This window comes from candidate division TA06 bacterium B3_TA06 (assembly GCA_005223075.1).
In the GTDB taxonomy this organism is placed as follows: domain Bacteria; phylum Hydrothermota; class Tepidihabitantia; order B3-TA06; family B3-TA06; genus B3-TA06.
This window is the reverse complement of sequence record NJBO01000022.1, coordinates 14,493-30,999: the sequence shown is the minus strand read 5'-3', so window position 1 is coordinate 30,999 and position 16,507 is coordinate 14,493. Positions and strand designations below refer to the sequence as shown.

At 51.5% G+C, this 16,507-nt stretch carries 16 protein-coding genes; 2 read left to right on the top strand and 14 right to left on the bottom strand.

Going from position 1 to position 16,507, the window contains the following annotated elements; all coding sequences use genetic code 11:
- Positions 1-19: 19 nt before the first annotated feature.
- The 3 genes from CEE36_10200 to CEE36_10190 all read right to left on the bottom strand — a co-directional run bounded on the left by CEE36_10200 (position 20) and on the right by CEE36_10190 (position 3,312).
- Entirely contained in the window at positions 20-1,471 is a 1,452-nt protein-coding gene (locus CEE36_10200) for a hypothetical protein (protein TKJ39892.1), read from the bottom strand.
- Between the two features lie 160 nt (positions 1,472-1,631).
- Positions 1,632-2,651, bottom strand: a complete 1,020-nt coding sequence (locus CEE36_10195; protein TKJ39891.1) for a hypothetical protein — start codon at positions 2,649-2,651, stop codon at positions 1,632-1,634.
- Between the two features lie 127 nt (positions 2,652-2,778).
- Positions 2,779-3,312: a hypothetical protein gene (locus CEE36_10190; GenBank protein TKJ39890.1), complete on the bottom strand. Its 534-nt coding sequence runs from the start codon at positions 3,310-3,312 to the stop codon at positions 2,779-2,781.
- A gap of 107 nt (positions 3,313-3,419) precedes the next feature.
- Here CEE36_10190 and CEE36_10185 point away from each other — a divergent pair, with 107 nt between their 5' ends.
- On the top strand, positions 3,420-3,839 hold the full coding sequence (locus tag CEE36_10185) for a hypothetical protein (protein TKJ39889.1): 420 nt from the start codon (positions 3,420-3,422) through the stop codon (positions 3,837-3,839).
- Positions 3,840-3,917: 78 nt separating this feature from the next.
- Here the strand turns inward: CEE36_10185 and CEE36_10180 are convergent, their stop codons facing one another.
- Both CEE36_10180 and CEE36_10175 read right to left on the bottom strand, forming a co-directional pair.
- Entirely contained in the window at positions 3,918-5,873 is a 1,956-nt protein-coding gene (locus CEE36_10180; protein TKJ39888.1) for a hypothetical protein, read from the bottom strand.
- A 165-nt stretch (positions 5,874-6,038) separates the two neighbouring features.
- Positions 6,039-6,455 carry a hypothetical protein gene (locus CEE36_10175; protein TKJ39887.1) on the bottom strand — a complete coding sequence of 139 codons (417 nt, stop codon included), beginning with the start codon at positions 6,453-6,455 and terminating at the stop codon, positions 6,039-6,041.
- Between the two features lie 45 nt (positions 6,456-6,500).
- On the opposite strand from CEE36_10175, the gene CEE36_10170 reads away from it, so the two are divergent.
- Entirely contained in the window at positions 6,501-6,878 is a 378-nt protein-coding gene (locus tag CEE36_10170) for a hypothetical protein (protein ID TKJ39886.1), read from the top strand.
- Positions 6,879-6,899: 21 nt separating this feature from the next.
- Here CEE36_10170 and CEE36_10165 read toward each other — a convergent pair whose 3' ends face one another.
- The 9 genes from CEE36_10165 to CEE36_10125 all read right to left on the bottom strand — a co-directional run bounded on the left by CEE36_10165 (position 6,900) and on the right by CEE36_10125 (position 16,197).
- Positions 6,900-7,463 (bottom strand): hypothetical protein, encoded by a 564-nt coding sequence (locus tag CEE36_10165; protein ID TKJ39885.1) that lies wholly within the window; start codon positions 7,461-7,463, stop codon positions 6,900-6,902.
- Between the two features lies 1 nt (position 7,464).
- Positions 7,465-9,168 carry a hypothetical protein gene (locus tag CEE36_10160; protein ID TKJ39884.1) on the bottom strand — a complete coding sequence of 568 codons (1,704 nt, stop codon included), beginning with the start codon at positions 9,166-9,168 and terminating at the stop codon, positions 7,465-7,467.
- Positions 9,169-9,217: 49 nt separating this feature from the next.
- Positions 9,218-10,051 (bottom strand): ribosomal RNA small subunit methyltransferase A, encoded by an 834-nt coding sequence (gene rsmA, locus CEE36_10155; protein TKJ39883.1) that lies wholly within the window; start codon positions 10,049-10,051, stop codon positions 9,218-9,220.
- Entirely contained in the window at positions 9,993-10,757 is a 765-nt protein-coding gene (locus tag CEE36_10150; protein ID TKJ39882.1) for a hydrolase TatD, read from the bottom strand. The genes rsmA and CEE36_10150 overlap by 59 nt, the downstream gene beginning before the upstream one ends.
- Position 10,758: 1 nt before the next feature.
- Entirely contained in the window at positions 10,759-11,070 is a 312-nt protein-coding gene (metG, locus tag CEE36_10145) for a methionine--tRNA ligase subunit beta (protein TKJ39893.1), read from the bottom strand.
- Positions 11,071-11,600: 530 nt separating this feature from the next.
- Positions 11,601-12,269 (bottom strand): hypothetical protein, encoded by a 669-nt coding sequence (locus CEE36_10140; protein TKJ39881.1) that lies wholly within the window; start codon positions 12,267-12,269, stop codon positions 11,601-11,603.
- Between the two features lie 101 nt (positions 12,270-12,370).
- Entirely contained in the window at positions 12,371-12,781 is a 411-nt protein-coding gene (locus CEE36_10135) for a hypothetical protein (GenBank protein ID TKJ39880.1), read from the bottom strand.
- A 144-nt stretch (positions 12,782-12,925) separates the two neighbouring features.
- Positions 12,926-15,481 (bottom strand): DNA polymerase I, encoded by a 2,556-nt coding sequence (locus CEE36_10130; protein ID TKJ39879.1) that lies wholly within the window; start codon positions 15,479-15,481, stop codon positions 12,926-12,928.
- Entirely contained in the window at positions 15,415-16,197 is a 783-nt protein-coding gene (locus CEE36_10125) for a spore coat protein (GenBank protein TKJ39878.1), read from the bottom strand. Before CEE36_10125 ends, CEE36_10130 begins: the two co-directional genes overlap by 67 nt.
- Positions 16,198-16,507 lie beyond the last annotated feature (310 nt).

Below are 16,507 nucleotides of genomic sequence, written 5' to 3'. Positions count from 1 at the left end.
AGGGGTTAGGGGAAGGGGATTATTTAATCAGGATAACCTTTTGGACTGACACCTCTTTGTCAGTAAGCACAATGAAGTAAACACCAGGGCTGTGATTTTCTCCCCACCTCAAAACCCCGTTTTGAGCTGGGGATTCTATCTCATCCACCTTGCGGCCTGTGGCATCGAACACCTGTACGTGGAAGCCCTGGGGCAGGTCTTTGTATTGAAGAACGATGCTGCGGCCAATGGCGGAGAGGATATGCCAGTTCGCTGTCGCGTCAACAACCGGTTCCTCTACAGCACTCACGTAGCCAAGGGAATCGGTTTTGATCAGGCAAAGATCATTATCCATGTGGCCGGTGATGATGTAGCCACCGTCAGGGGTCTGATGAACGCATTCACCTGAAGAACTGTACTCCCCAAAGGTGCGCGTCCAAAGGGTATCGCCTGCTTCGTCGGTTTTAGCCAACCACATATAGTAGGGAGTACCTGGTGATGCGCCGCCTTTCCACCCGACAATGATGTAGCCGCCGTCCGAGGTCTGATCAAGGCACTTAGCATGGTCCGAATCTTCCCAGTCGTAGGTGGGTGTCCACAGGGTATCTCTATTCTCATCCGTCTTGAGCAGCCAAAAATCAAACTTCACCCAATGGTTAGGTGGCTCAGGGATTCCCCAAGCCCCGACTATGACGTATCCGCCTTCAGGGGTTTGCTGAACGCATCTGCCACATGCAGGACTTTCTTCTCCTCCGTACATCCGAGTCCACATGGTATCACCGTTCGTGTCGGTCTTGATCAGCGAGAGACCTTGACATCCTTCATTAGGGAGACTTGAACTTCCTGTGAGTATGTATCCGCCGTCAGAGGTTTGCCCCACGCAAGAGCTCCAGTTCCAGCCCCAACGTGCCTCCGAATGGTAGGTATGTGTCCACAAGGTATCGCCCGAAGCATCGGTCTTGAGCAACCAAACGTAGCTGGCATACTCTTCCGCAATGCACATCTTAGTTCCCACAACGATGTAACCGCCATCTGGGGTTTCTAGTACGAAGCTGCCATAATCAGCATCAAATTCGCCTCCATCCACCCCATAGATTCGGGTCCACAAGGTGTCACCTTCGGAGTCAGTTTTGAGAAGCCAAAGATCCTGGGATCCGGCAGTAGCGAAGGATTCGGTGATTCCAACAATTATATATTCCCCATCGCTTGTTTGCTGAACACAATTCGCCCGTTCCCGACCCTCTCCGCCATAGGTTTTGGTCCACAGGGTATCGCCGTTGGCGTCAGTTTTGAGAAGCCAGATATCATATAGCCCGGCGCCAGAGACCCACGTGTACCCGGTGATAATGTAGCCGCCGTCGGTAGTCTGTCGAACCGAACGACCGTACTCCCCACCAGCCCCGTAGGTTTTAATCCAGCCGGCGTGGATTATCTGAGGGATGACGGCAAGCATCGCTGCCGCCAGTAGAACAAACAAAGACTTCCTACCCATGATAGACCTCCTTGTTTTGCCGGACAACCGGCGTTTACTCGCCCTGCGGCTTCCCTACGTGAAGCCTCTGGGATCACGCGAGGGTCTTTATATTTACCCATGAATATAAGTTATCCTTTCGCTCTTGTCAAGTGGCGAAATCCCTGGTTGACCCTGGCTATCACTTATCCAGGGCTTTTATCTGGGCAAGAAGAGGTTCTTGGCCTGCGCACTCTATCCCCGCCGCGCGGCAGGAGGCTTTACACTCATCCAAATCCTTGCATCCTTGGCATATCCGGGGGATGGTGTGGATGAATTTCCTCCTTTTCGGCGAGTCCATAAGCTCCCAGAAGCCTTTCTCGAAAAGGTTGCCCAGCACCAGCGGAGAGTGGTTGCAGGGACGCAGATTGCCCACCGAGTCCAGGGTGGGATAGCTCATCTCTTCTCCCGCGGAGCAGAATCCGAACCCCAAGTGGGGAAAACGTTTCGTGTCCACCAGGCAGATGGGTATAGGTATGGAGCAGCTTATAGGAAAGCGGTAGCGCACGGCGAAATCTTCTGCTACCTGAAGCATATGTAGCACTTCATGGGGGGTGGGGGATAGCTCGGTAATGTGATCCAGACCCCGCCCCCCTGGATTGAACCGGTTGAGCATAACCCCGTGAACGCCTATCTTGTGAACAAGCCTCAACGTTTCTTCTAGTCGAGGTAGGTTCACCTTGGTAGCAACGAACGCGGCCACCATTCGCGCCCTGGTGGAAAGCACCGCTTCGATGCCGGCCAGTGCTCTTTCAAAACTCCCTTTGACCCCTTGCAGGTACTCGTGCTCATCCGGTCTATCGGATAAGAGCTGAATCTCGAACGTATTCACCCCTGCTCGAACCAGCCTTTTTGCCGTCCTTTTATCCAGTTTTTGTCCGTTGGTTATGAGGGTTACTTGCGCTCCGCTCAAGCCGGCCTGGAGAACGATATCCACCAAATCCTTGCGCAGCAGGGGTTCGCCCCCACTTATGGTGAAGTTGGAAGGCTTGGCTTCGGAAAGAAGCTTTGCCAAAAGCTCCCGCGTCCCTGGCGGGTCAAGATCGTCATGTCGAGTTTTCGGGTGCTTATGCCAGACGTTGTAGCAGAACCGGCAGGTAAGGTCGCAGCGCTGGGTTGCCTCGAAGATTACTATCTCTTGGCGTTTTTGGGATTGGTTCACCCATCAGCTCCGGTTAAGGCAATTAGGATCGGCATGTGGAATAATATCGCCTCAGGTCAGGATTGCAAGACACCGCCTCTCATCTCCCATCGATTTCATCCAATCGCGTCTCTTTTAGGATAAGGAGCTACTGCGCCTCTGTTACCTCCAGATCGACCTTATCTTCGCCCCATTCATCGTGATTATTGCTGGCCTTTACATAGACGTACCAGAGACCTGTGCCCAAATCCCCTACGTAGAGTCGGGCTTCGATTTTCTTTCTTCCTTCTAGATCACTTTCCTGGATACTCATCTCAGTAGTATCGTCATCCAGGATACAAATGGCCTTCTCGATGTAGTATTCTTCGTCTCTTGGGGGATTGGGAATACGCGTGTTAGCTTTGACCGTTACCGAGTCGTTGCCAGCGGTGGGATTAGGGGTTACAGAGGCAGATTCAACAACGGGTTGCGTCTCTATCGGTAAGTAACAGGTGATGCAGTTAAGCATGCTTGCGGCACTGAGGGCGCTTATCCCTGCAATGAATGCGCTGAGAACCGAGACCTTGATCCAGCGGGCCGCCCTGGGCATGATACCTCGTTCTTCACAGCGAGAGAAGAAGCTGAAGAGGGAGTTACCCATCCGCCTCAGCGCCTCGAAGAAAAAGTAACGCGTTCTAGCCATATTACCTCCTTCGCTGCCAAAATATAAGGTGTTAATGACAATTTGTCAACCCCTTGAGCCAACTGTTTTCGAGTTGACGGGGAGACAAATAAGCCGTAGAATTTCCTATGAAGCATCTTTTTTCTGACTGGCGGGTGCTATCAGTGATAGCGATACTTGGCTGGGGTGCGTGGGGGATACTCTTAAAGTTTGCCCTGAAGCAGCTTGACTGGCGTGCGGCGCTGCTTGTGGGCTCAATATCCGCCCTTCCCCTGGCGTTGGCTCTGGGAATCGGCCCTTTCACCTGGCGCTTCGACCGCTACGTGCTCTTCGCGGCCCTTGCCGGGATCGGCGCCTTGGTTGCCGCACTTGCCTTCAACCGGGCGATTCAGAAGGGCGGACCTCTAAACGTCGTCGTCCCCCTCACCTCCCAGTACGTCCTGGTGATTGTCGTCTTCTCAATCATCTTCTTCAATGAGCCTTTAACCTGGAAGCGCATCGTTGGCATCGCATCCGCCATTGCAGCGATCGTGTTCCTCTCGCTGTAGTATTGAGGGCGAGGCATGCCTCGCCTGAGTTAAGCGAACCTGACACCCGACGGGGCACGCTGAGGTTCGCACTACAGGCTACTTTGGCACATCCATTGCACAGCGGAAGCCAACGCAAGGATAGCTGACCGAAGGACGTCCGCCGATACGGACGTATCTGTTCTGCCATTCCTTTGGATACTTATAGCATCCGCCCCGATGGACCTTATCCTCACCGTCCGTAGGCCCTTGGGGATTGATCGTGTCAGCGGGATTATAAGGCGCTTGCCAGTCCTGAACCCACTCGAACACGTTGCCCACCATGTTACAGCAACCATACTCGCTTCTTGCATCGTAATACAGAAAGACAGGAAGTGTGAACTCACTGCCACCACGGTTATCATATTTTTTATCTCCACTCCAGTTGCAGTTGTCGTCGTGCCACTCGTTGCCCCACGGATAAATGGTAGTTCCTCCATTGCTTGCCGCATATTCCCATTCCGCTTCGGTGGGGAGTCGCTTTCCCGCCCATTTCGCGTAAGCCGCAGCGCCATACCAACTTACATGGCAAACCGGGTAATTCTCACGCCTCTTTCTTACGTAGTATTTCCCATTTTCCGATAGGATGTCCGGATTGCTGGTTTCATCAAGCCAGTATGAACCACCCTCCTTCTGGTTGCCCATTGCATTCAAGAACTCACAGAATTGCCTGTTGTTGACTTCGTATCTATCAAGGAAGAAACTAGAAAGATAGACCTTACGAACAGAAGAAACACCAGAAGAAGAGTCACCCATATAGAAAGAACCGCCTGGAATTAAGGTCATATTATTAGGGGTAGCGGCGGCAGGCCAGTAACGTACTACATTATCCAAATACTCCTTGCCGGTGATTACCATCTCCTTATCTATATCAAGTTCGCTCAGACGGGACAGGAGCTCAATAGCGGCTTTCTGGCTTTTATCCTCCTGCTTTTTGTATTCGGAGAGAAACATGGCGATTATAGAGGGGTTTCCTGATTTCTCTACCACCTTTGCCCAGAAGTAAGGCGCAATAGCATAACCGCTTATCCCTATTGTTTTCTTCGAACTGAAATCCTTAGGCGATCCAGTGTCCCAGGTCCTGAGATCGAAAATCTTATTGGAGTCGGCTGAAGTGACATAGAACCTGAGAAAGTTTGAACCTAACGGGTAAAATTCATTACAGATGATCAAAGATAGGTAGTTAGCCAACCCATCACCAATCCAGCGGTTTTTAGGATCCGCTTTGTATATTCCGTAGAAATGCGAAAGGGAACCTTCGACCCACTCGTGCGGCCAAACCTGGTACTTATCACCCATTGCAGGCTCAAACGATGAGCCCCAACCGCCGATCTGGAATGCTTCAGGTTTATCGGTCATTATTATCTTTAACGGCTCCAAATCCATTTTGGTTATGCTGTCTATAATCTTCTGCCCCTCTTTAAGCGCAGCCAATATTTCAGAGGCCTCGGTTTCACTGCCTTCAGGGTAGAGCACTTTAACCCTATCCTGCTTCATCATAAGTAAATCCTCACCCGTTTCAAAACCCGAACGTGGGTCAACCAAATCATCGCCGGTAAAACTAATGTGGAATGCAACAGGTTGGTCTGAGAGTACACTGAGTTGATATTTACTTTTTCGCTTGGGAGCTGGAATCCAGAAGATTAACTGGCCGAAATCGTCGGAAACCACTTCTAAGGCTAAGGCTTCTTTTGATTTAACAAACAGATTACACGTTTGCCCCACTACTGGCATTCCCATGGAGTCGTATAATTCCAGACAAAGGGGGATGCTGTCATGGCGAAAACACAGATTCCGCAACGGCAAGGAAAACCCGCCATCACCCATGGTATTACTTCGTGGACGCCAAGTATATTTGTAAATCTTGTTAATTATTTTTACACCTTCTGTAATATCTGTGGTGGTTGAGTCAGGTGTGAAAAAAAACTGTTCAGAGTGTGTGATTGAGTCGGCCTGCGAAAAGGAAAGAAACACGAGCCAACTTACGATTACTGACACACTGGTTTTACATCTCATCTTTTTTCTCCTTTAAGGTTCGAGTATAGCAAATAGAACTTCGCTGTCAATGCTTTAAAGTAGCTGCAACCCAGTCCATTTCGAGCGGATCACAGTAAAGAACTAACGTTCTAAGTTAGGAGAGAGGAGGCAACCACCTCCTCTCTCCTAATCTTCTAGGGGTTGTTACTCAAAAGTGAGATGCCATCTGTATTTACAGGCTTCTTCCTGGTGTTGGCCCCTCCAAGGTTTGTATGCAGGAATGTGTTCTCGCCAAACTTCGATCCAAAGGATTTGGAAGTACTCATGATCGCAAAGATTATCCTTGATGGCATCCTCGTCTGTAGGTGAGATCTCAACCTCCAGAAAACTTTCTTCATCGTAGCCGTAGATTTCTTCAGTGGCATCACAGAGTTCTGCGATTTGGCCTTTAGCGTCTTCATTTATGTATGTAGTCGCTGTTTTCAGGTAGCCTGCTGTAGTAACGCATCCACTCCAATCTCTGTTATCACGCTTAGCGTAGAGGGTGTAGGAGGGCGGGCAGAGGGTATCTTTGATCTTTCCTCCTCCGACGAAAGGAGCATAAAACTCACCCCTTGACACAGGCCTGATTTTGTGTAATAATTAAATGTTCTAAAGGAGGAAGCGATGAACCAATCGCGGGCAGAGAAGATACACGAGATGCTGGAAAGATTAAGGACGATGGATACGGACATCCAGGGCACTGCAGTAGCTACAAACGAGGGTTTGGTTATTGCTTCTTCGCTTGCCGCCAATCTTGATGAGGAGCGTCTCTCTGCTATATGTGCGGCGGCTGCTACGGTAACTAGCCGCACCGCCGAGGAGTTCGACAAGGGGGAACCTACCGAGGTGCATATCAGGGCACCAAAAGGATACATATTAATCATGCGGTCTGGAGCGTCCGCGCTTCTTGTAGCCATAACCCATCACGGTGCCAATCTTGGATTGATCCTCCTTGATATGCGCAGGGCGGCAAGAGAAATTGCATCTGTCTTGGAGCAATAACTTCTACAACTACCTGCCGACCTACATGCGGAAGTAAACCTTAAGATCGCTCCAGTCATGTTCGGTTATCTTCGGGGGGATTGTATCTATTGTGGTTTCGCCTTCTTCTGTCTCGTGCTCCACAAATAGGGTTTCGCCTGCTACGTCCTTCCAGGTTGATATGTACCAGTAGTTTCCACGCTTTAGAATCTCCAACTCTAATCCTCCGCCAAGGGTGTCATACTCCTTCAGAGGCGTAATCAGGAGGTAGTTTGCACACAGGTAGGCGAGGGTGTCTGTGGCTGAGAAGTAGGTCGTGTCTACCTGAAGGAGGAGAGGAGGGATCTGACGTTCGCTTTTGAATTCCTTGAACATGGTGGAGGTCAACGTGTCCTCATCCGCATAGCCCCACGGTTTATAGTATGTGCCCTGGGTAGTGTCTTTCGGAACGAAGCGGAAGGTGGCTGGGTCCAGGCATAAAAGGAACGCCTCGTAGTCAAGTGTGTTGTGGGCGTTAACTAGATTGCGGAAGACGGCCATGGAGTCCACGGGGTTGAGATCTTCAGCGTACTCTTCGGGATTAAAGAGGTTGCATCCTGCCAGCAAACTAGAAAGAACTGCTGAGGAAGCAAGAAGCCTCAAAAGGCACTTCATAGTTGCTCCTTGTAAATTTTATCCTGCCGTTTAATGAAAGGTAGGGCCATGGACAAGCCGAGATTTCTATCCCTGCAAACCGGCTTTCTTGCCACAACCCCTGGGGTTCGGCAGGTGTTATTTCCATCCTTATCCCTGCAAATCCTGTGATTCTTAACCACTCCCGCTCCCAATATGGTTGCGACCACCATCTGGGTGCCGCCTCTTTGCGTTTCTGGACAAAAGAGATGCTGTAACGTTGCTCAAATACATCCTTAAGACCCCTACGCACCAATGCGCCTGAGATCACGCGCCAGTTTTCGTAACGCTCCCAGCCCAAATTTACACCCGGCTCTAGCGCAGCTTGCGGGAACACGCTCGCAGAGATTTGCTCCTTCCAGGTTCTGTCGGCCCTGTTCAGGGTGGAATCGTTATAGTATCTTGTCCAATCAAAGTAGAGGTTTGCCGAGTTTGATATAGCCAGGTAGCGGGGAACCTCAAGGTTAAGATTCCACGTGGCGTTGCTGGATCTGCGTTCGTTTGAACTCCCGGCATAACTTGTGTTGATTGTGTCCGTGTAGTGTGTGCGCTGGATGTAATGACTCAGAGTAAAGTATGTGGAGAGGTTTTCCCCTGGTCTCAGTGTTGCTGAAAGGCTAAGGCGCTCTTTGAAGTTATCCCGATCAAGGGCGTTGGCCGAGTCGGGTGTAAAGATGCGCTCAAGTGATAAGCTGTGAGAGAAGAGGATCGATCCGGGTGAGATGAAGTTGACAGCCCTGTCCCATATATTCCGCGCTTGCGCGGGGCGTCTGTAGAAGTTGTGCGAGATACTACCGGTGAAGAAGTGCTTAAAGGATTCTTCATCGTAGTAGTCGTCAACCTGGTCGTGAAAGTTTTGTTCGTTTCTCAGCTCAATCTGGAGGTTTGTCCGTTTGAATGGGGCATAACTTACGCGTGCGCTCAGGTTGTGCTCCTCCTCGCTGTATGTTAGATCCTCCCACAGGTTGTTTGTAAGCGTATCCAGCATGTAGGAAGCGCCGATAGAGAGCCCTATATGTGGGGTAATTCTCAGCGTATCCCTGACCCAGAACTTAGCCCCAAGTTCCTCGTAGTCTGAGTAGCCTTTGGTGCGGCGGCGGCCGAACTCGGTTCCGCTTAAGAGGTAGCCTTTAAGGAAAGGGATACGTGCGAGCGTTACTTGCAGGGTGTCACCGCCATCTGACCAGGTGGTGTGGCGATTCAGATGATGGTAGATACTCAGGGTACATGGATCTGTACGGATTTTTATGGTGGCTGCGTCCTTTTTTATCTCGTCAATAGACCATCCCGCTTCAGGACCTGAGATGGCGGAACGTTCCTTGCCGTATCTTAGTTCATAATCGGAGTAGAGGAGGTCTGTTGACGTTGTGGTTCTTATGAAACCTTCGGAGGCGTACCGGGTGTAGCCCTGGCTGCCGTCGGCTTCTTCCGTCAGTGAACGAGAGCCGGTGAGTCCGCTTTTGATCCTGAGCCACTGGGCAGGATTGTAGATTACACCTACGGTGTTATACGCGCTGTGACGAAGGTCATTGGATAGAGAGTCCCAGCTCATTGAATACCACTCATCCAGGGTCAGGGAGAGTTCTTTTCCCAGTTTACGCTCAAAGTAAACGCTGTTCCATACCCCGCGTTGCAGCACGTTGTTATACCCGGACGAGTAGACGATAACCGTGTCCGAGCCGAACGCGCTAACGAGCAGCGTTAATAAGCTTAACGTAGTTATGTGCAGAAAGCTCCTGTGGGCGCACGGTTGGTGTATGCCCCAGTTCTTCTAAAAGCTTGTCTGGAGTGGGTATACCCATCATCTTCAGGTTGTTGGCAAGCCTCTTGCGGCGATGGGCAAAGCACGAGCGGACGAACCCTGCGAATTCATCCTCAGATACCGGCAATTCAACCTCATCAAGAGGCTCGGTCCTTATAGTAGTTGATTTCACCTTGGGGGGCGGTACGAAGGCTTCGGCAGGGATGTCGAAAAGCTTTTCGGTAGTGATAAAGGTCTGGGCGATAACCGAGAGTGCCGAGTAGTCGTGAGAGCCAACCTCAGCTGCCAGGCGAGCCGCGAACTCCGCCTGAACTGTAAGAACCGCTCGCCGCCAATACTTTCTCTGTCCCAGCAGCCAGAACAGTATCTCGCCTGAGAGGTGGTAGGGGAGGTTGCCTAGAATCAGCGCTTTTCCGTAATCTGCAAGATTCAGCTTCCTCACGTCCTCAAGAAAAAGCTCCAGATTGTCGTGGAGATCGGTAAGAACCTGGAGGGTAGGGAAGCAGGTCTCGTCAACCTCAACCGCAACCACCTTACCTGCTTGCTTTATAATAAGTCGGGTAAGCTCACCGGTGCCAGCGCCGACCTCTACCACCGTGTCTTTATCCGTAGCTTGGAGTGAATCAACGATCTTCTCAGCTATCTCCTTGCGCCGCAGGAAGTGCTGCCCCAGCTTCTTTTTGGGCTTTACGTGTTTGATCTTAGCTTTCACCACCGAACAGCCTTTCCCCATTGTCTTCTGTGATGTGCGCGACGTCATCGGTCGGAATCTGTAAAACCTTGGCTACCGCCTCGGCCACGTATCTCACGTATGCGGGTTCGTTGCGCTGCCGACGATAGGGGACAGGCGCAAGGTAGGGACAGTCGGTCTCGATAAGCAACCGCTCTTTCGGAACCCGAGGCAGCCAGCTTTTGGTCCTCTTGCTATCATAGGTCAGCGTCCCGTTGATGCCAAGATAGAATCCCAGCCCCACAATCTTCTGTGCCTGCTCCGAGTCTGCAGAAATCGAGTGAAAAACGCCCCGGTAGTAGCCTTGCTCGGCAACTATCGGCAGCACCTCATCCATCGCGTCACGACAGTGAATCACCATGGGTAGTTTCAACTCGTCTGCCAGCTCGATCTGGTCAATGAATACTCGTTTCTGGACATTCCTCGGTGACAAATCCCGGTAGTAATCCAGCCCGATCTCGCCTATGGCCTTGACCTTTTGATGTTTACTGAACTCTTCAAGCCTTTGTAGATAATCAGGTGTGTTACGGGCGTCCTTTGAATCGTGAGGATGGTAGCCCACAGCAACCCACACGCCTTCGTGATCCTCGGCAAACCTTAAAGCTTGCTCGCTTGATGCTACGTCCCAGCTTATCTCAAGCATGTGCGAAACGCCTGCCTTGCGCGCTCGCTCGAACGTTTCCTCTCGATCGGCACGGAACGAGCGGTGCGCCAGATGCGTGTGGGTGTCGAACATCCTAAAGGATCTTGGAGCCGGGTTCTGTTTCGGCGTCCATGGTTGCCAGGATCACCCTGCCCTGGCTCATCGCGGCAAGAAGCATCCCCTGCGACTGGACCCCGCGGATCACTGCAGGCTCAAGGTTGGCGACCACAATGAGCTGTTTGCCTACAAGCTCTTCAGGCGGGTAGTCCTGAGCGATGCCTGCCACAAGCTGGCGTTCCTCGATGCCGAGCGTAACCTTGAGCTTTAAGAGCTTGTCGGTACCTTCAATCCTCTCGGCCTCGGTAATCTCAGCTACACGCAGGTCCAGCTTTTTGAAGTCGTTCATGGTTATGGCCAAGGTTCCTCCTTATGGTTTGTTTTTGATTGTAGGATACGCATGAGCGGGGATGTGTCAATGTGATTTGGGGTTTCTTCACCCTCCCCCTACCCCCTACCCTATGAGCGCATAAAGCACTCAAGGGGCACGCTGTCCCGTCAAGGGAGGGGTAACTATTACCCCACGCCGCGGCTTCACTACGCCGCGGGGATCACTAGGGCTGTTCCTGTTCTGCGGTCTTTTTACCGCTTGGTAAAAGGGAGCATATAATTACCTCCCCATTGATGGGGTAGGGTAGGGTGGGGGTGTCATTGCGAGCGACCGAAGGGAGCGTGGCTCCGAAGGGCGAACACAGTGAGCAATCTAATACGCGGTGTAAGTTCTCGTAGGGGCTGACCTTTAGGTCAGCCCGGCTGATTGAAACGGGCCGACTTACACGAAGCGGCGTTTAGACGTCAAAGTCGGCCCCTACGAACTGTCAACTCTGAGCTGTTGGGGACGGATGTAGGATTTTTAGAACGGACTATTAGAACTTGTGCTTAAAGTAATTTAATTTTAGTTGAGGGTTTTAGATCCCTGCCTGTCCATGTTATGAGTTTTTCTCCCTTCATTTCTTCTAATTCTTCTAATATAGATTTAATTCTAAAACCCTCTCTATCCATTAGTACGACTAATTTTTCAGCCGTAATTGGGATTGGTCGCTTTTGAAGCTCTCGCAAAATATATATTCTAAGCTGTTCCGCTTTAGATTCGTATTCGACCTTCCTCACTGTAGATAGGGTTTTTTCCAACAGGCTATCTAGATCTGTGCTTATTCGTTTTATTTTAGATTCTGTCAAGTTTTGATTTTTGAGAATAGTCAATACTTTTCCATCTACTTCTTTCTTTATGGAAGAAATCTTCCGGTCAATCGCCTCGTCTACTGCTTTTTTATCCAGACTGGTTTCTGAATCAAGCTGGCTGGGCCAGGCATGTTTGCGCATTTCTGTAACCGTGTCTTTCATCATCGCAAAGGTGTCGCTGTAGAGGGTGTTGAATATTTGCTCCAATTTGCTTACGCTATGCTCAATATCTTTTGTGGCTTTTTCGATGCCCTTGGATGCCTTTGAAGACAATTCATAAAATTTAATCGACAGCCAAATGGCGGTAACGGCGATACCTATTGAGACTAAAGATGCAACTAGCGCCGCAATTTCGCCAAATGTCATGCCCACTTCTTTTCAAAATTGTTCATATCAAAATATATCCAATTCTTTTGGTATGTCAAGCATGTAGCGCGAACCTTCAGGTTCGCTTTTTCGGAGCGGGGCTAAAGCCCCGCGCTACATGTGGCGTAGTCCTCAATTATCTCCCTATGATCAAAACAAATCTCCTCCGGCAACTCGTCTAACTTAAACACTCTTGCAACCTTGGCATCGCTGCCGCCCCGTAACACACCTTTGCCGTCGGCGGTGTAGACGACCGACACCGAGTGGAACCGGGAATCGCGGCCAGGGTCGGAGTAGACGCGGAACTGCTTTAAACCCTCAAGCTCCAGCCCGGTCTCCTCGCGTGTCTCCCTTCGCACCGCGTCCTCGACCGTCTCGCCGATCTCGCAGAATCCTCCGGGCAGGGCCCAGCCTTCGGGCGGATGCCTACGTTGGATCAGCACAATCCCTTGCTTGTATCTGATGATGCAGTCAACCGTGAGATAGGGTGTCTTAGGCGGCTGCCAGTTCATACTTCAATTATTTAACCACACAGCACACGGAAAGCACCGAGCTTTGCTCGTTGCCGCAACAACATGGTTGTTGCACTCCAAAGCAATCTTCCAATCTTGTAATCTTTGAATCTTGTAATCTTCCAATCTTAGAATCTTCCAATCCTAATGCGCCTGCGCCCAGTTATCACCTACCCCTATCTCCACCTCCAGCGGCACCGAAAGTTTCCAGGCCGACTCCATGTCCTTTCGGATGATCTCCTTGGCCTTATCCACCTGGTTTTCCTTTGCCTCGAACAAGAGTTCGTCGTGGATCTGAAGAAGCATGCCCGGTTCGATCCCTGCTTTATTTAAATCCGCCTCCACCGTAATCATCGCCTTTTTTATTATATCCGCAGCAGACCCCTGTATAGGTGCGTTGAGTGCGGCGCGCTCGGCGATGTCGGGGCGGTCTGAGATAACCGGGAGTCGGCGGACTCTTCCTGCTATCGTGGATACGTATCCGTTTTCCCTTGCGTCCACAAGAATCTGCTCCCGCCAAGCCGAAACCTGGGGGAATGAAGCGAGGTATCGTTCGATGAAGAGCGAGGCCTCTTCGGTGGTCACGCCCATTCGGCGCGCGAACCCATAGGGACCCATGCCGTAGATTATCCCGTAATTGATCGCCTTGGCCATGCGGCGGTGGTCGCGGGTGACTTCTTTCTCTTTAACCCCGAAGATACGCATCGAGGTCTCAGTATGCACGTCCCGGCCGTTGTGGAATACCTTGGCAAGTGCTTCATCTTCAGCCACATGGGCGAGGACCCGGAGCTCGATCTGTGAGTAGTCGGCTGATAAGAGTTTGTATCCCGGGCTTGCGATAAACCCTGCACGTACCTGTGGGCCACGCTCACCGCGGATAGGGATGTTCTGAAGGTTGGGGTCCTTGGTCGATAACCTGCCGGTGGCCGCACCGGTCTGGTCGAATGTCGTATGTATCCTTGAATCCTTATCCACCAGGGTAACCAGAGGTCTGAGATATGTCGATAAGAGCTTGGAGAAGGCACGCCACTCGAGCACCTTGGGGATGATGGGGTGCTCGTCCGCCATCGCCTCCAGCACCTCGGCGGCGGTGGAGTAGCCGGTCTTGGTCCGTTTGCGCGGGCGCAGGCCAAGGTCTTCAAAAAGTACCTCTGAGAGTTGCTTGGGCGAGCCTATGGTGAACTTTTGCTCTGCTATCGCATGGATTTCTTCCTCTAACTTCTTTAACTCGCCTTCCCAGCCATCGGTTAATTTTCCGAAGTATGAGGTATCCAGCCTGACCCCTCGCTTCTCCATCCTGGTCAATACCGGGATAAGGGGTATCTCTATCGACTCATAAACGTCCCAAGCGCCTACGTTCTCAAGTTCCTTTCGATAATACTCTGCGGCTTCGTGCATCAGGTTCGCGGTGTCAGCAGGGGAGGAGATGGGTCTGCCCGCGGTGTGAACCAACACCCTGTCCAGGGTTCTCAACGACAGATCGGAGTTCTCGACGAACGCCATGAGGTGCAGATCACACAACTTCCCGTTGATCTCATAGCCCTTTCGCATGAGAGGCTTGGCCGCCCACAGAATCTTGGGGTAGCCTTCCTCAGAAAATAGTTTACGCGCTTGATCTTCGGTGATCTCCGCCACCGTGAACCCGTCTGAGGCCAGGATTCTCGTCCACCCGTAACACCCCCCGTAACACCCCTCCTCACTTTCGTCGAACATATCGCGCTGTCCGGAGTTCTCCTCGAATATAAAGGATATGGGGTCGCCCTTTTTGGGTTTGAACTCACCCTTGGTGATCTCCAGCTTCGCTGTCTTATCCCTTACCTTCATCCTGGACAACCTTGAGGTAAACCCAAGCTCTTTATACATATCCTGAAGTCCAGCGTCGTTCGGTTCGGCGCGCTTGAGTGAGTCCTCGTCAACTTCAATCGGCACGTCGCGGTGCAGCTGAACAAGCTCGTAGGAAAGCTCTGCAACCTCCCGATGCTCGGCAAGCTTTTCTTCCTTTTGGAGTGCGGTTGCCAGATCACCATACTTTTCCAGCAAGTCCTTTGCCCGCTTGGGGCCGATGCCCGGAACACCTGGCACCCCGTCTACCGAGTCGCCCATAAGGGCCAAAAGATCGGTGATGCGTTCAGGCCCAACGCCCATCTTTCCCTTCACCTTTTCAGGGTCAAACTCCTCGTCCTTGTAAGGGTCATAGATCACCACCTTGCCGCTCACCAGCTGATAGAGATCCTTGTCGCCTGAAACGATTACCACCTTGGAGAAGTTCTTGGCAAGCTTATCTGTGATGGTGGCCATGATGTCGTCGGCTTCATATCCTTCTTTGAGGAGCACGGGTAATCCCTGCAGTTTTGCTACCCTCGTGATCATGGGCACCTGCCATACCAGATCGTCCGGCATCTGGGGTCTGTCTTTCTTATAATCTTCGAACCGCTCGTGGCGGAACACTCGCCTGCCTGCGTCGAAGGTTATGACCATGTGATCTGTCGGATAATGCTCGGCAATCTTGTCCATGGCCTGAAGGAAACCGAAGATTGCGGAGGTGTTACGGCCAGACGAATCTCGGAGTGGTTTCTTGATGTAAGCAAAGTATGACCGGTAGGCGATGGAGTGGCCGTCTATCAGTACCAGCGTCACGCGCCCTCCTCCCGTTCTCCTTCCGTCCTCCTCCCCTTCTCTCCTTTCGCAGAAAGCCGGGATTTACGCACCAACTCCGTTGCCCGGTAAAGAGATTCAAACGTCCCTGCGTCACTCCACCAGCCGGTAAGCTTAGCCCAGCGCATCTGGTCACAGGAGATGTAGGTGTTGTTCACGTCGGTGATTTCAAGCTCGTTGCGGACCGACGGCGAAAGGCCCTTGATTATCTCAAACACACGTTTGTCGTAGAAATAGATGCCGGTCACGGCCAGATTCGACTCGGGCTTGGCTGGCTTCTCCGTGATTTTTACTATCCTATCACCTTCCACAGTAGCCGCGCCGAAGCGGTGCGCGTCGGCGACCTCCTTGAGAAGGATCATGGCACCGGTACCTTGGGAGTTGTACTTCTTCACGAAAGGTAAAATCGAAGCGTTGAAGATGTTGTCGCCCAGGATTACGAGAATCGGCTTGCTGTCAGCGAAGTCCTCGGCCAGCGAAAGCGCTTCAGCGATGCCTCCGTGGCCTTCCTGGTAGGTGTAGTGGAGTCTTTTTATCCCTAACGATTTCCCGTTGCCCAAGAGCCTCAAAAAATCGCCTGCGAACTCACCGCCGGTGACTAAAAGTATCTCCTCGATACCGGCCTGGACCATCTTCTCGATCGGATAGGTTACCATCGGTCTATCGTAGACAGGAAGGAGATGCTTATTCGTCACCTGAGTCAGGGGAGCAAGCCTTGTCCCCATGCCACCGGCCAGTATTACTCCTTTGCGCAATTTCATGCCTCATCATACAGCTAAGAGAGAAGTAGTCAAGTGAGATGTGCGCGCTGACGCGCGCATTGCACACGAAGTGACGACGCTTGCGGAGTAAAGTGCAAAAACGAGGGTAACACCCTCTCATTGCAAATTTCAAATTATTCCGCAAGCGTCATCCTTCGGAGCAAAAGTCAAAATGCAAAATTAAAGCGGGTCAAAGCCCGCGTCGAAATTTACAATTTAGGTTTTGAGATTTGCAATGGGGCGAAGCCCCGCCCATTCCTCCTGCCAGTATAACGCCTTTGCGAAGCCTCATACATCATCATACTTATAA

Excerpts from the sequence above, each read along its gene's own strand:
- rsmA (TKJ39883.1), bottom strand. The coding sequence starts at position 10,051 with ATGACGTCGCGCACATCACAGAAGACAATGGGGAAAGGCTGTTCGGTG.
- metG (TKJ39893.1), bottom strand. The coding sequence starts at position 11,070 with ATGAACGACTTCAAAAAGCTGGACCTGCGTGTAGCTGAGATTACCGAG.
- CEE36_10125 (TKJ39878.1), bottom strand. The coding sequence starts at position 16,197 with ATGAAATTGCGCAAAGGAGTAATACTGGCCGGTGGCATGGGGACAAGG.
- CEE36_10185 (TKJ39889.1), top strand. The coding sequence starts at position 3,420 with ATGAAGCATCTTTTTTCTGACTGGCGGGTGCTATCAGTGATAGCGATA.
- CEE36_10170 (TKJ39886.1), top strand. The coding sequence starts at position 6,501 with ATGAACCAATCGCGGGCAGAGAAGATACACGAGATGCTGGAAAGATTA.
- CEE36_10150 (TKJ39882.1), bottom strand. The coding sequence starts at position 10,757 with ATGTTCGACACCCACACGCATCTGGCGCACCGCTCGTTCCGTGCCGAT.
- CEE36_10140 (TKJ39881.1), bottom strand. The coding sequence starts at position 12,269 with ATGACATTTGGCGAAATTGCGGCGCTAGTTGCATCTTTAGTCTCAATA.
- CEE36_10180 (TKJ39888.1), bottom strand. The coding sequence starts at position 5,873 with ATGAGATGTAAAACCAGTGTGTCAGTAATCGTAAGTTGGCTCGTGTTT.
- CEE36_10190 (TKJ39890.1), bottom strand. The coding sequence starts at position 3,312 with ATGGCTAGAACGCGTTACTTTTTCTTCGAGGCGCTGAGGCGGATGGGT.
- CEE36_10135 (TKJ39880.1), bottom strand. The coding sequence starts at position 12,781 with ATGAACTGGCAGCCGCCTAAGACACCCTATCTCACGGTTGACTGCATC.
- CEE36_10200 (TKJ39892.1), bottom strand. The coding sequence starts at position 1,471 with ATGGGTAGGAAGTCTTTGTTTGTTCTACTGGCGGCAGCGATGCTTGCC.